Source organism: Marinospirillum celere, assembly GCF_900112235.1.
In the GTDB taxonomy this organism is placed as follows: Bacteria; Pseudomonadota; Gammaproteobacteria; order Pseudomonadales; family Halomonadaceae; genus Marinospirillum; species Marinospirillum celere.
In genome coordinates this window covers 42,951-56,891 of the sequence record NZ_FOLH01000009.1, presented here as the reverse complement: position 1 = coordinate 56,891, position 13,941 = coordinate 42,951, and the positions used below count along the sequence as shown (strand labels likewise).

At 52.4% G+C, this 13,941-nt stretch carries 14 protein-coding genes; 7 read left to right on the top strand and 7 right to left on the bottom strand.

All coding sequences use genetic code 11. The features are described from left to right. The coding region (locus BM185_RS14415; protein ID WP_425434222.1) for an AMP-binding enzyme at positions 1 to 784 on the top strand (784 nt) is incomplete at its 5' end. A 77-nt stretch (positions 785 to 861) separates the two neighbouring features. Here the strand turns inward: BM185_RS14415 and thpD are convergent. After that, complete coding sequence (gene thpD, locus BM185_RS14410; RefSeq protein ID WP_245751778.1) at positions 862 to 1,776, bottom strand: ectoine hydroxylase; 915 nt, start codon at positions 1,774 to 1,776, stop codon at positions 862 to 864. A gap of 207 nt (positions 1,777 to 1,983) precedes the next feature. Between thpD and BM185_RS14405 the strand changes: the two genes are divergently transcribed. Together BM185_RS14405 and BM185_RS14400 are read left to right on the top strand one after the other, a co-directional pair. After that, entirely contained in the window at positions 1,984 to 4,170 is a 2,187-nt protein-coding gene (locus BM185_RS14405) for a tRNA(Met) cytidine acetyltransferase TmcA (protein ID WP_177203584.1), read from the top strand. A gap of 74 nt (positions 4,171 to 4,244) precedes the next feature. Further along, on the top strand, positions 4,245 to 4,724 hold the full coding sequence (locus tag BM185_RS14400) for a hypothetical protein (protein WP_091965197.1): 480 nt from the start codon (positions 4,245 to 4,247) through the stop codon (positions 4,722 to 4,724). Here BM185_RS14400 and BM185_RS14395 read toward each other — a convergent pair. Further along, positions 4,721 to 5,122, bottom strand: a complete 402-nt coding sequence (locus BM185_RS14395) for an acyl-CoA thioesterase (RefSeq protein WP_091965195.1) — start codon at positions 5,120 to 5,122, stop codon at positions 4,721 to 4,723. The genes BM185_RS14400 and BM185_RS14395 overlap by 4 nt on opposite strands. 141 nt (positions 5,123 to 5,263) lie before the next feature. Here BM185_RS14395 and BM185_RS14390 point away from each other — a divergent pair, with 141 nt between their 5' ends. From BM185_RS14390 to BM185_RS14375, 4 genes are all read left to right on the top strand, one after another. Beyond that, entirely contained in the window at positions 5,264 to 6,892 is a 1,629-nt protein-coding gene (locus tag BM185_RS14390; RefSeq protein ID WP_091965193.1) for a methyl-accepting chemotaxis protein, read from the top strand. A gap of 2 nt (positions 6,893 to 6,894) precedes the next feature. Next, positions 6,895 to 8,055 carry a MalY/PatB family protein gene (locus BM185_RS14385; protein WP_177203583.1) on the top strand — a complete coding sequence of 387 codons (1,161 nt, stop codon included), beginning with the start codon at positions 6,895 to 6,897 and terminating at the stop codon, positions 8,053 to 8,055. Between the two features lie 87 nt (positions 8,056 to 8,142). Continuing rightward, positions 8,143 to 9,588 carry an ethylbenzene dehydrogenase-related protein gene (locus BM185_RS14380; protein ID WP_091965189.1) on the top strand — a complete coding sequence of 482 codons (1,446 nt, stop codon included), beginning with the start codon at positions 8,143 to 8,145 and terminating at the stop codon, positions 9,586 to 9,588. Further along, on the top strand, positions 9,585 to 10,136 hold the full coding sequence (locus tag BM185_RS14375; RefSeq protein WP_218149460.1) for a DUF2231 domain-containing protein: 552 nt from the start codon (positions 9,585 to 9,587) through the stop codon (positions 10,134 to 10,136). Before BM185_RS14380 ends, BM185_RS14375 begins: the two co-directional genes overlap by 4 nt. 17 nt (positions 10,137 to 10,153) lie before the next feature. On the opposite strand, the gene BM185_RS14370 is transcribed toward BM185_RS14375, so the two are convergent. The 5 genes from BM185_RS14370 to BM185_RS14350 all read right to left on the bottom strand — a co-directional run bounded on the left by BM185_RS14370 (position 10,154) and on the right by BM185_RS14350 (position 13,941). After that, a complete protein-coding gene (locus tag BM185_RS14370; protein ID WP_091965209.1) occupies positions 10,154 to 10,777 on the bottom strand; it encodes an alternative oxidase in 624 nt (207 codons plus the stop codon). A gap of 149 nt (positions 10,778 to 10,926) precedes the next feature. Next, positions 10,927 to 12,027, bottom strand: coding sequence for an ABC transporter ATP-binding protein (locus BM185_RS14365; protein WP_091965185.1), 1,101 nt, complete (start codon positions 12,025 to 12,027; stop codon positions 10,927 to 10,929). Further along, a complete protein-coding gene (gene modB, locus BM185_RS14360) occupies positions 12,024 to 12,704 on the bottom strand; it encodes a molybdate ABC transporter permease subunit (protein WP_091965183.1) in 681 nt (226 codons plus the stop codon). Before modB ends, BM185_RS14365 begins: the two co-directional genes overlap by 4 nt. After that, positions 12,705 to 13,463 carry a molybdate ABC transporter substrate-binding protein gene (modA, locus tag BM185_RS14355; RefSeq protein WP_091965181.1) on the bottom strand — a complete coding sequence of 253 codons (759 nt, stop codon included), beginning with the start codon at positions 13,461 to 13,463 and terminating at the stop codon, positions 12,705 to 12,707. Further along, on the bottom strand, positions 13,456 to 13,941 hold the full coding sequence (locus tag BM185_RS14350) for an FKBP-type peptidyl-prolyl cis-trans isomerase (protein WP_091965179.1): 486 nt from the start codon (positions 13,939 to 13,941) through the stop codon (positions 13,456 to 13,458). The genes modA and BM185_RS14350 overlap by 8 nt, the downstream gene beginning before the upstream one ends.

The window sequence follows — 13,941 nt, the reverse complement described above, 5'->3', positions numbered from 1 at the left end:
CGGCTCTCCTCTATCCCATGAATCCTTTGATTATGTCTACCGCGAAATCAAGGAAGACCTCTTGCTGGCATCGATTTCCGGGGGCACCGACATTATTTCCTGCTTTGCTTTGGGCTGCCCAATACGCCCCGTGTATCGCGGCCAATTGCAGTGCCGGGGCTTGGGGATGGATGTACAGGTCTATAACGACCAGGGCCAACCGGTTGTCGGTGAAAAAGGTGAGCTGGTTTGTGTCCAACCCTTCCCATCCATGCCGATTGGCTTTTGGAAGGATGATGATGGGCAACGCTATCACGCCGCCTATTTTGATCGCTTCGATAACGTCTGGGCGCATGGCGACTATGCCGAAATCACCCCGGAAGACGGCCTGATTATTCACGGTCGCTCCGATGCGGTTCTCAATCCTGGTGGGGTACGTATCGGCACGGCAGAAATCTACCGCCAGGTGGAAAAGGTGGATGAAGTGTTGGAAGCCCTGTGTGTCGGCCAGGACTGGAAGGATGACGTGCGAGTCGTGCTTTTTGTGCGGCTTAAAGAAGGCAAGGAGCTGACGGAAGAATTGAAAAAGCGTATTCGGGAAACCATTCGTGCGGAAACCACGCCCCGCCATGTGCCCGCCAAAATTATCCAGGTGGCTGATATTCCCCGCACCCTCTCCGGCAAGATCGTTGAGCTGGCTGTTCGGGAAGTGATTCATGGTCGCCCGGTCAAGAACCAGGATGCGCTGGCTAATCCTGAAGCCCTGCAGTTATTTTCAGGTTTGCCAGAGCTGGAGGAAGGTTAAAAGTCTTTGTTTCTCCCTTGTGTTGCCCCTTGGCCGCTGAATCTACTCCCTCGATTCAGCGGCCTTTTTTGTTGGGGTTATTTAAGAGGCTCTTTTAAGGGCTCCAGAGGTTGGGTGTCTCGGCTGGCCAGGAAGGCGGGCCGTGGCTTTTGTCCACTAAAAGGCGCTTTGCAGCCATTTTTGATGCTGTTGTAAACAAAGAAAAGATTGGTGCGTGGATAGCTGGCTAGATTGTCGGGTGAGCCGTGCATGATGTTGCACTCATGAAAGACCAGGGTGCCGGGTTTGCCAAAGGCACCGGCAAGGCCTCCCCCTTCTTGGATCAACCAATCCAGGCTGGCAAGATCAGGGGTCCCTGCTTCCTGTTTACGCAGTGATTGTTTGTAGTTGTCTTCTGGGGTGGTGCCAGCACAGGATAAATAGTGCTTGTGGGAGCCGGGAATCAAAAACAGCGGGCCGTTGAAAGGATCATTTTCGGTCAGCATGATCCAGCCAGTCACCGCGCGCATTTGAGGCATACCATCTTCCACATGCCAGGTTTCAAAATCGGAATGCCAGGGGAAGGAGCGGCCCTTCATGCCGGGTTTGACGTTGACACGGGACTGATGCAGGTAGACGTCATCACCCAGCAACTGGCGGGCAATATCCAGCAGGCGTGGATCCCGGGCAACCTTCTTAATATATTCACTGAAAAAATGCGGCTGGAAGATGGAACGAAGTTCCTTGCTGTCGGGTTCGATAACCAGCTCTTCGCGGCCCAGCAGCTGTTCTTTCATCGCTTCCAGTTCTTTCTGGATGGGTGCAACCAGGTCCTCAACAGCGCCTTCCAGAATAATAAAACCGTTTTCATCAAAGCTGTCGAGCTGTTGTTGATTGAGCGCAAAGTCTCCAGGTTGGTCAGCTTCACCCCAGACAACGGGATCGACTCGGGGTAACCAGCGGGCTTCACCACCGGTGCGGGAAGGGTAGAGATCTTTCACTTGCATATCCATGGTGACTACCTCCTGATGATTTTTTGTTAGGTTTTCTCCGGTTGATTGAAATATGAAGGTTTCAGCGCTTCTTACAGACAGGCATCATCGACCTGACCGAAGAGGCGTTAAAACCCTGTTTTGTGTCAAAATACGTGTTCAGCCCGGAAAGGCCGGATAGAAAGTGGCAGACAGAAAAGTCGCCAGAAAAGTTACTGCAATACCAAAGTGAGGGTTAAAAAAATCAATTTCAAGGCCTGGGAACTGAAAAACTTTCTGCAAAGACTGCACGCCCAGCGTCATCGGCATCTCTGCTGGTTACAGGGGGAGGCAGACTGGTGCCGACAGCAGGCTGTGCAAAGAATTCAGGTTGCAGGCTGGCAGCAGGGCTTCTGGGTCGCAGCCAGTACTGAACCCTTGCCTCTCCAGGCCTGGGGTTTGCCTGCTGGGTTTCATCAGCTTCCAGCTCAGACCAGTCGTAAACTCTTGGGTAGTGAGCAGCCCTGCCTGGTCGTGGATGCTTTTACCGGTTTTAGTCCTGATGCTTTGGGTGCCTTGTCAGGCTGTGTGCAAGCCGGTGGCTTGCTGTTTTTACTGACGCCTGACAACTGGACATCCTTTGATGACCCTGATTATCAGCGTTTGGCGCCCTGGCCCTGGCAGGCTGAACAGTTACCCAAGCGCTTTTTGACCCGTTGCCAACGATTGTTAGAAAATGCAGAGGTTTTACAGGCTGTTCAGGGCCAAGCAAGCATTTATCCGCAGTTACCTTCAGGCTCTGAAACTGCCCTGGCTCCTGCTCTGGCATCGGGAGCAGCTACTCAAGATCAGCAGCGTCTGGTGCAAGCTTTATTGAAAAACTGGCAGCTTAAACCGCAACTGCCCCAAGTTGTCACGGCCAATCGGGGACGAGGTAAAAGCAGTGCTTTAGGCCTGGCTGCCGCTGATTGGTTATATGCCCACCCCGAGGCTCGGCTTCTGGTTACTGCACCTACCCAGCTGGCTTGTCAGTCACTTTTTCAGCAATTTCATGCAAGGTTGAAGTTCCTGCAAGCTGAAACCTTAACTGGCCAGCTGGATTTCAAAGCACCCGATGCCCTCCTGCAAGAGCAGCCAGCAGCCGACCTTTTGTTGGTGGATGAAGCTGCAGCGATACCTGTGCCCTTGCTGGCCCAGCTTTTAGCGGCCTATCCACGCTGTACTTTTGCCACCACTCAGCAGGGTTATGAGGGTAATGGACGAGGCTTTGCACTGCGTTTTTTTCGGCATCTCGATCAACAAACCCCTGGCTGGTCCCATCAGCAGCTGCAAGAACCCATACGTTGGGCGCCAGAAGACCCACTTGAAAAGCAGGTGAATCGCCTGCTGCTTTTGGATGCTGAACCCCCTGAGCCAGGGCAGGCAAATGACGACTATCATTTTGTATGGCTGGATCGTGATCAGCTGGCCCAGCAGGAAGAGCTCTTGGCCCAGGTGTTTGGGCTGCTGGTCTTGGCTCATTACCGGACTTCACCCGATGATTTGCGGCAGCTGTTGGATACGCCGGGAGTTCGGTTGGCGGCTGTCTTTGCTGGATCTAAACCCCTTGCTTTGGCCTGGATTCAGGAGGAAGGGGGGATGGATAAGGCGCTCGCTGAAGAAGTGTTTTATGGCAGGCGGCGGCCTCAAGGCCATTTACTGGCGCAGTCGCTGTGTTTTCATGGTGGTTTTCCCGAAGCAGCCCAGTTACGTTGGTGGCGTCTTCAGCGTATTCTGGTCCACCCTCAGGCCCAGCGTCAGGGCTGGGGGAGTCGCTTACTCAACTGGATAGCAACTCAAGCCAGAAGTAAAGCAAGTGAAGCACCGGATTTTTTGGGTACCAGTTTTGGTGCCACAGCTGAGTTGCTGCCCTTTTGGCAGGCTGCGGGCTATCAATCGGTACGCTTGGGTATTACCCGCGACCCAGCCAGTGGCGAGCATACCCTGCAATTGGTTCAGGCGTTGAGTGAGTCTGCTGAAAATCTACAGCGAGCAATGCACGAACGCTTTTTGGAAACCCTGTCGGATTTACTGGCAGGGCCCTTGCAGCGCTTGCCTAACGAAGTGATTGAGCTGCTCACCCGTGGGGAGGTTCAGGCTGTTGCCAATCAGCAGACTAGAAAAAAAGCACTCAACTCAGCTGATAAGCGAGAACTGGATGCCTTTGCTGAGGGTCATAGACCCTGGTTGTTGACCTTGACGGCTTTAAAAAAGTGGCTGGCGCTTTGTCTGGAAAAGCCGCAGATTAAAGAAACGGAATTTGAGGTCCTTGCCTGGCAAGGACTTTTGTATCACCAGTGGTCGGTGAGTGAACTGGTTGACTATTTGGGTTTGCCCGGCAAAAAACACCTGGGTGCCTGGTTAAGATCCAGTTTCAAGTCCCTGTCTTCACGCTAAAGAGTAGGCAGACGCAGGCTTTTATTTTAAGATGCCACCCTTGATTATTTTGGTTTTCCATCTAGGAGAAGTTCATGTCCAAGCGTTTTCTGGTTGCCTTGCTGCTCACCCTGGGGTTGAGTCTGGGGTGGAGTTCTCAGGCCGTTGCTGCAACCAGCCATGCTTTTGGTGTCGATGGTCTCAGGCTGCTGGATAAATCCGTTGATGACGGCCAGTACAACCTTTCGTATCAGATTTCTGTTGGCCGGCGTTCTGCTTTGGCATTGACTGGTGCTTGGGGCGATGATTACCAGGTCTATGAGGCGGGTTTTAAGCGCTATAACGAAAAATACCTAAGCGGCACCTTCTTCCAACTGGGTGCCGCCTACTGGCGCGGTGATGTTAATAGCTCCGATTTGGCATTTGATGTTCGCTTGGGTTATGAGCTTCCTTTAACTCGCCATCTGGTAGCTTCAGCAGCAGTGAGTGCTGTTTATGGAGTTGATCATCCCACCACTGGCAAAGATGGAGACATTCTGTTTCGTCCCCATCTGGGTCTGCTCTTTCACTTCTAAGCATCTTGTGGTCTGAGGTGAGCTTCCAGGGATTTTCTGAGTTCACCTTCCAGCACTTGGGGCTTTTTCTGCTCAAAGCTGTAGTGCACTAGAGTAGCTTGGCCCTTGGCCCCCAGAGTGCCGCCCTGCCAAGCTTCCTGACCGACCGTAAAAGAACTTTTGCCGATACGCTCAATAAAGGTTTTGATTTCAACATTTTCTCCATAAAAAAGCTCACCGACAAAATCTACTTCAATGCGGGCCAAAATCAATTGCCATTTTTTGGGGTCCAGGTCGGGTGTAAAAAGCCTGAAAACATCATTGCGTGCCAACTCAAACCATACCGGCAGTCGGGTATTGTTGATGTGACCGAGGGCATCGGTATCGGTGAAACCTGGTGTTAGCTTATAGATAAACATGATATCTCTCTGGGTTAGAATTAAAATTACATAAAGGAAACAAGAAAAGGCATTTTACTCTTGCCGTTGACGTAAGCGTCAATGCAAAATTGATCTGTGGCAACTAGAATAACAATTCAATCAAAAAGGTGTGAGAACGCTATGCTCAGAAACCTCCGTATTCAGCACCGCATCTGGATGATCAACTTGCTTGCTGTCATTGGCATGCTAATCATCCTACTGGTCGCTGTAAATCGCCAGTACAGCGAAATGGAAAGCCTAAAACTTCAGGAAATCCGCCACCTTGTGGATGTTGCTGAAGGCATCGTTAAGGATTACCAGCAGCGAGCAGAAGCTGGCCAGCTCACCCGGGAAGAAGCCCAGGCTGAAGCTCTGGATAGGGTCAGTGCCATGATTTATGGCGAATATAATGACTATGTTTGGGTGCATGATGCGGAAATGAACATGTTGGCTCACCCTAGTGCTGATTTGCGTGGACGTAATCTGGCAAACCTGGAAGACGTTAACGGCAAGCCTTTCTTTCGTATGCTGAATGAGGAAGCCTTGGAGACGGGTGAATCCATCATGCCCTATTACTGGAACCGTCCAGGTGATGATGTGCCCGTTCCCAAGCTTTCCTATGTGCGCTACTACCCCGAGTGGGACTGGCTGGTTGCTACGGGCGTTTATGTTGATGACATAGATGACCAGTTTACGAGCAGTCTTTGGCAGTTGGGCAGCATTTCCCTTGGGGTATTGGTGATTTTGCTGGGTGCAGGGGCCTTGATATCGCGTTCAATTATTTTGCCCTTGGAAAAAACCGCTTCGGCAATGGCCAATATCAGCAAGGGTGATGGTGATTTGACCGTGCGCCTGCCTGAAAAGGGTAAAGATGAAGTAGCGGAAGTGGCTCACCACTTTAATAGCTTTGTCGGCAAAATTAATGAGCTGGTAAAAGAAGTTCATTCTTCTGTGGGCTCAGTTGCTTCTGCAGCCGAGCAGCTCTCCCGGGTTTCTGAACAAGGGCACTCCACCCAACAGCAGCAAACCCAGGAGACGGATCTGGTTGCCACGGCCATGAATGAAATGAGCACCAGTTTTGTCGATGTTGCCAAGAATGCTACTGAAGCTTCCGGGGCAGCCAATGAAATGGATATTGCTGCTCAGGAAGGTAGCTCCAGTGTTGATGAGGCGACTCAAGCCATTAATCGTCTTGCCGATCAGGTGCGCCGCTCAACCGAGGTGATTCATAAGCTTAGTAAAGATACTGAGAACATAGGCACGGTTTTGGATGTGATTAATGGGGTTGCCGAACAGACCAATCTGCTGGCATTGAATGCTGCCATTGAGGCTGCGCGGGCAGGTGATGCCGGGCGTGGTTTTGCGGTTGTTGCTGATGAGGTCCGCTCGCTGGCTAGCCGAACTCAGGAGAGCACTCAGGAAATCCATCGCATGATCACTGATTTGCAGGATGGAACCGGCCAGGCGGTGAAGGTTATGGATACCAGTATCAAGGAAACCGAAGCCACTGTTAAGGCAGCCGAGAAAGCAGGTACTTCACTGAATTCCATTGCCACCGCCGTTGAACGGATTCGCGATATGAATCATCAAATGGCCACGGCAGCAGAACAACAGGCTGCAGTTGCTGAAGAAATCAATCAGAATATCACCAACCTGGTGAACCTCTGTGTTGAAAGCAGTGATGCGACCGGGCAAACCCAGTCCGCGAGTAGCAACCTGACGGAGCTGGCCGAACAGTTACAGCGCCTGGTGGGGCAATTCAAGGTTTGATGATGACAGAAGAGTTTACAAGGCTTCAGGATCGCAAGGGTAGAGCTAGCTTAAAATGGCAGCGTTATGAACAACAGGATGTGATTCCCATGTGGGTGGCGGATATGGACTTGCCGGCACCCCAAGCGGTTCGCGAAGCCTTGGGAAAGGCAGTTGAGTTGGGTGCCTTGGGCTATGGTGAAGTACCACCAAGACTGGTAGATGCTTTTCTGAACTGGTGCCAGCAGCAGTATGGCTGGCAACCTATGCCCGAAGAGTTGGTCTGGTTGCCCGGCGTGGTTCCTGGATTCAACCTGGCGGTTGAAGCCCTCACTAAAGCCGATGATCAGATCCTGGTGCAAACCCCGGTTTATCCACCGATTCGAGTACTGGGCAAACTGCGTCAGCGTGCCCAGCAGGATTTACCCTTAAAGCCTCCCAGCGAAGGGGAAAGCCAGTGGTCGCTCCAGGTGGAGCAACTGGCTGCTGCTTTGGAAGACAAAACAAGTGCTCTGGTTTTGTGTAACCCCCAAAATCCGACGGGGCGCTGCTATTCCCCTGAAGAGCTCAAGGAACTGGCGCGCTTGGCTGCAGCCAAAAAGCTGCTGGTTATCAGTGATGAAATCTGGGCTGACTTGTTGCTGAAACCTGAAGCCCGGCATTTGCCTTATCCGGCAGTGAGTAACGAGGCTGCTCAGCATTCGATTACGTTGATGGCGCCGAGCAAAACCTTCAATGTGGCGGGCTTGTCCTGTGCCGTGGCGATTATTCCCAATCCGGAATTGCGTGAGCCTTTTCGCAAAGCCATGCGCGGCTTGATGCCGGATATGAACTATATGGGAATTCTGGCTGCAGAAGCGGCTTGGACAAAGGGTGCGGCCTGGCTGCAGGATCTTAAACAGCATCTGAATAATAATCTGGATCTTCTGGAAGCCTGGTTGCAGAACCCAGACCACCCGCGTCGTCAGTTAATCGGTTACTGTCGCCCGGAAGCGACCTTTGTGGCCTGGCTGGATGTCAGCCGCTTGGAGCTGGAAAACCCCTGGCAGGCCTTTCTGGATGCCGGTGTAGCCCTGTCACCAGGAGAGGCTTTTGGTGATGATCACTATCTGCGCTTGAATTTTGGTTGCCCGGCTGCCCAGTTGGAAGCGGCTTTGGAAAGAATGCACCAGGTTATTGGTTAAACAAGAAATAACATTAAAAGTAGGGTTTTAGGCTAAGCTGTTAGTTGCATAAATAACAAAGACAAAATAAGCCAAGGAGTAAGCCCTATGTTCTTACCGAGAATCGGACTGATTCTGGGTTCCCTGCTCATTGCCTGGGTCCTGATGTGGTTCACCCAAGGCACGGGGGTTGTTCAGGATGACCCGGAACGCAATATTGCCATTCCCGATGAACTGACCATGCCACTAAAAATCCAGGTGGCTTATAACGATGAGAAAATTTTCTTTCGTTATCGCTGGCCTGCTGAAGCAGCCTATGTTTACCACGATATGCTGCGCTATGAAGGTGGCCAGTGGGTCCGTTACGGCAGCCCACCCATAGGGCGAGATCCCAACAATACCTATGAAGACAGGGTGACCATGCTGGTTGATGACGGCAAGGTTCCCGAATTTGCTCGCTACGGCGGCTATATTACCGTTGGTGCCAACCCGCGCTACTTTACCGATACGGCTGCAGCTTCAGAAGTAAGGCAGCATCCCCATCTGGGTGAAAAGCTGGGCGCTTCCGATGTGCGTAAATACCTACCCCAGACCCGTATGGATATTGCTGATTGGCGAGGGGTTAAAGATGAAGAGACCCTCCAGCAGCAGCGCGAAGCCGGTTACTTTTTGGACCTCTGGCACTGGCGTGCTGGACGTTCCAATGCGATAGCTGCTTCTGACGACCAGTTGATTGCTGAGCACCGCCTGGGTGATTCTGGCCGTGGCCCTTATACCACCAACTGGGATAGTGAAAACAATCAGCCAGCATGGATGTTTGATTCTGAACAGGTGGGTATTGATGCGTTGAATTGGGATGACATTCAAGCCAACCGTTTTGATTTTGATGGTCTCTACTATCTGGCAGAAAGCTTTGCCAAGCCTTTTGATCCCGATCATGAATGGCAGGAGGGTGACGTGATTCCGCGCCGCATGTTGCGTGAACCTTCAGGTTCCAGAGGGGCGATCAGTGTTGCTGGAGGCCCGGCCCGCTGGCAGGAGGGTTATTGGGACGTGACCCTGCAAAGAGCCTTGGACACAGGTTATCCGCTGGATGACAAAATGTTTAAAACTCAGGGCGAATACACTCTGGGTATTGCGGTTCATCGGGATTCCACCGGTAGTCGCTGGCATTATGTTTCTCACCCCTACCAACTGGGCTTGAGCCGGGAGGATACCGAAGTAACCGCCCATCACTTTAATGGTGAACAGCCGGATTGGTCCGACGACTGGACAGAAATGACGCTTTTCTATCCCGGCCAGGTTAATTGGCCCTTGCTGGTTAGTGATGCTCATGCCGGTGCGCCGGATATAGAAGCAGGCAAACCGGTGAAGCCTCGCCACAGTGAAAAGCAATTAGCTATCTATGGTGTCGAAATCCAATTCAATGATGAAATCATCAGCCAGTGGTGTAAAACCCTGGTGTTGGGTTTGTTTTTGATGCTGGGGATCTGGTTTGGTCTGGATCGTTTGCTGCAGGTTTATGTGGTTAGAAAAACCCAAGGAGGTGCATGATGAGTGGAATTCATGCCATGCTGGTTCACTTTCCAATTGCCTTCTGGGCATTGGCCAGCCTAATGATTATTGTTGGGGCCTTGATGCAAGGGCACTGGGCTCAATTGGCTAAAGCAGGCCTTTTGCCCGTACTGATTTTGGGCTTGCTTGGCGGCATTGCAGGGATGGTGAGCGGCTGGCTGGTTTGGCCAGCCGATGCCAATCTCTATAGCCCGCTCACGCGCAACCATCTGCTGATGTCCTTCTGGGCTTTTGGTATTTATGCCGTAGTGACAGCTTTGGTTTGGCGCTACCGTGATCTGGTGTTTGAAGGGGCCTTTCGCTGGGCGATGCTGGTTTTGGCGCTGATGGGCGGGCTCTTCTTTGCTATTAGCGGTACTCTCGGTGGTCATCTGGCAGGCAGCCCCACGCCCTTTTCGGATTTACTCGGGGCTGGGGGCTGGACGGTTTATGAAACCTTCTATGTGCCAGACTGGGTGCTGGTCGTTATTCTGATCCTGGCTGTTGCTAGTGCTGTTGCTGGCTTTACAGCCAAGACAAGAAGCTAAACGCAGGCACCGGCAAATCAGGATGCCTGACTGAGATGATTGGCAAAGCCATGATTAACATCCCTGTGTTCAGCCTCATCGGCACGTACAGCAAGGATTACATCTCTTAGTCGGGCATCCTGGTCCAGTTGCCAATAATCGATGGCGATTTTGGGGGCAGGTACATTTTCATACCTGCCTTCATCCACGCCCTCTAGATATTGGGTGTAACTGTAAACAGCTTCTTCTTCGAGATAACCCACAAAACGATGAGCTGTCTTGGGTGAGAGTAGATAGAGCAGAAAGAAAGCATTATAAAAGATACCCTGTACAAGCAGGATGAGTAGCCTTTCAAAGCGGTTGGGCTTGGCAATATGAATGAAGGTCATCAAGTGCATGCGTTCATTCTCGGCTTCATCCATCAGGGTTCGAATCCAACCTCGATCACCCTCCATGTTTCTTAAGGCCCGCAAGTGCTGAAGCGTGGCTCCAACCATTCCCGGAACGCCTGCAACCGTTTCCAAGACAACAGCACGGTGGCCATAGCGGCCTGCGAAAAAGGTATCAGCAAAAAAACGTAAAAACTTGGTTAAACCATAAGCAAAACGATCGCGTAACCCTTTTGGCGGTGTGTGCTGATGTAAATCGGTCGTGTCTTGCATGAGCTTCCCCTTGAGAAACAAGTGTTCAAGTATCTGATCAATGATTACCCAGTTCAGTTCCAAATATGCTGGCTGCTGGTGATCCGGCGTCTTTTTCGATCAGCGTTAGAGACTCAGGCTGGATTGCATCTAAAAAGCTGGGTGAGAGGTTATTGAAAAAGATGCAGACCCTTCCCCATCAGGCTAAGGCTGACTTGCATGCCTTGGGCCAGTTGTTGGCGCTGAACAAAGTGCTGAGGCACATAAAAACGCAAGGGCCATTGCGGGGCGTGTTGGGGACGAATAGCCAGGCTGGCATGGGGGCCCAGGGTGATGAGTTCTTCAATTTTCCCTTTGATGGGATTTTCCCGGTCGCCAGTAACCGGGCGGTCGGGGCGGTGCATGATCAGGCTATGGGGTGGGGCCATCCAGGTCACTTCCTGCCCAGTAGTGAAGCCTTCTTTGAAGGGTAGGGTCAGTTGCTGGCCCTGCCAGTCCAGACGCAGGCCTTCTTCCTGGCTATTGCCGAGGATTTGACCAGTAAAAAGATTTTGCATGCCCAGTAGCCGGGCCACAGTAGGGCTGGCTGGGCGCTGCATCAGGCATTCGGGCTGGGCCACCTGGAGTAGCTGACCACGATGGAGTACGCAGATGCGATCAGCCAGTTGCAGGGCTTCTTCCAAATCATGAGTAACCAGCAGGGTGGGTACGGCAATTTCCTGGCGCAGCAGGGCCAGTTCACGCCTCAGTTTTTGGCGGGTGGCCTGATCCACGGCGGAAAAGGGCTCGTCCAACAGGAGTGCACGGGGTCGGGCAATCAATGCACGGGCCAGGGCCACACGTTGGCGTTGACCGCCGGATAGCTCGCTGGGTTTGCGTCTTTCTAAGCCCTTAAGATGTACCCTCTCCAGCCATTGACGGGCCAGTTGGGTGGCTTGTTTTTTGGGCAGACCTTGCAGAGGAATCAGCAGGTTATCCAGAGCCGTTAGATGAGGGAAGAGCGCATAGCTTTGAAAGACCATGCCCAGTTGGCGCTTTTCCGGTGCCAGCTGAATGCCGGAATCCGTGCTCTGCCAACAGGAGTCGCCGGAATAGATTTCCCCCTTCACCTGGGTATAAAGCCCGGCCAGACTGCGCAGGAGGGTGGTTTTACCACTGCCTGAAGGTCCCAGCAAAGCCAGCAGCTCGCCTGGCTGGCAGTGAAGTTCCACATCCAGCGGAATATCACCCTGGGCTTTAAGTTGAAAGCGCAGATCCAGGTGCTCGCTCATGGTTCACCTGCCCTTTGACGTCTGACTTTCAACTGCCCCAGCCACTGCAAAAGCAAAAGGCTGAAAAAGGCCAGAGCCAGCAAGAGTAGGGCCATTTGCCCGGCAGCCTGCATATTAAAGGCTTGCACCTGATCATAGATGGCTATGGCCAGGGTGCGGGTTTCACCTTCCAGGTTGCCACCCACCATGAGTACAACACCAAACTCTCCCAGGGTATGGGTGAAAGTGAGCAGGAAGGCTCCCAGCAAGCCGGGCCAAACCAGGGGTAGTTCAATGCGTATCAAAGCCTGCCAGGGATTTAGGCCACAAACCCTGGCAGCATCACGGATTTCCGGGTCGATATTGCCAAAGGCATGCATTAAAGGCTGCACGGCAAAGGGTAGGTTGGCAAGGATGCAGGCCAGCAGCAGGCCTTCAAAGGTAAAGGCCAGCTGGCTGCCAAACAGGCTGTACCAGAGTTGCCCGAAAGGTGCTTCACCGGATACCGCAACCAGAAAGTAATAACCCAGAACGGTGGGCGGCAGAACCAGGGGCAGAAACACCAGGCTTTGAATCCAGTTACTGGCGGGTAATTTTTTCCAGGCCAGAGCACGACCCAGAAAAATTCCTACTGGTAATAACAGTAGGCTGGTGAAGAGGGCCAGACGCAGGGAAATTTCCAGTGCCTGCCATTCCATTTAGGGTGCTCCGAAGCCAAAGCTTTGTAGTTTTGCAATCACTTCAGGCTCTTGCAGGTAGGCATAGAAGGCTGCAGCGGCGGGGCCAGCAGTGTTCATCAATACCATGCGTTGCTGCAAAGGAGGGTGATCTTCTTCGGGAATCAGCCAGGCTTGGCCACTTAAATCACGTGGGTAGATCAATGGCCAGGCGACAATGCCTGCGGAGGCTGCCCCGGACAGGACAAACTGCACTGATTGAGCAGCATTTTCACCACGTACCAGGCGTGAACTGGGCAAAGACAGTTCCAGGTGCTCCAGCCAGCCGATAGCAGCAACGCCGTAGGGAGCATGACTGGGGTTGGCAATGGATAGCTTGCCTTGGGGGTTGGCTTCCAGCCAAAGCTTTAAAGCTTCTTCAGCTGTCTCAGCCTTCAAAGGTTGGAGTGAATAAAAGGCCAGCTTGCCCTGGGCATAGTCGGTTCCGGCATCCTGGGTGAGTCCGGCTTCATGCAGGATACGCACATAATCGGCATTGGCAGAAAAATAAAGCTCAAAGGGCGCACCCTGGCGTAACTGGCTGGCAAAGACGCCAGAAGAACCATAGGTGATTTGCAGACGATATTCTGGATACTGGGCCTCAAAGGCCTGTTGAATTTTGGGTAGAGCTACCTGAAGGTCTGCAGCGGCTGCAACTCTGCTGGTTTCTCGGGCCAGAGTCTGGCTGCTGAAAAACAGCAGTAGGATGAGAAGAAACAGCAGAGAGGAGTGCTTAGCCATTCAGGGGCTTCCATTGCAGGGGTTGGTGATCATTACTGCTTTGCGGGTCCATCGCAGCGGGTTCCACTTTTTCAATGGTGACCTCCCAAGTCAGGGTTTGTCCAGCCAGAGGATGGTTGCCATCCAAGAGTGCGCCCTGTTCAGTGAGTTTGACGACTCTTAAAGAAAATTTACCCTGTTGTCCTCCTGGTGAAAAGGTCATTCCTGGCTGAATATCACCTGGCGGCAAGTGGTCCTTGATGGCCTCAAAAACCAATTCCGGCCGATGGGGACCAAAGGCCTGATTTGCTTCCAGGGTGATTCTTTTGTGGTCACCGACAGAACAGCCCAGGAGTTGTTCTTCCAGCGCTGGCAGGGCCTGGCCCTTACCGGGTTGAAAATGCAGGGTTTGCTCTGCAGCTTCAGGGTTAAGACACAGGCCTTCTTCGTTAAAGAGACGATAGTTGGCAGTAACTTGAGTGGATACGGAGATATTCAT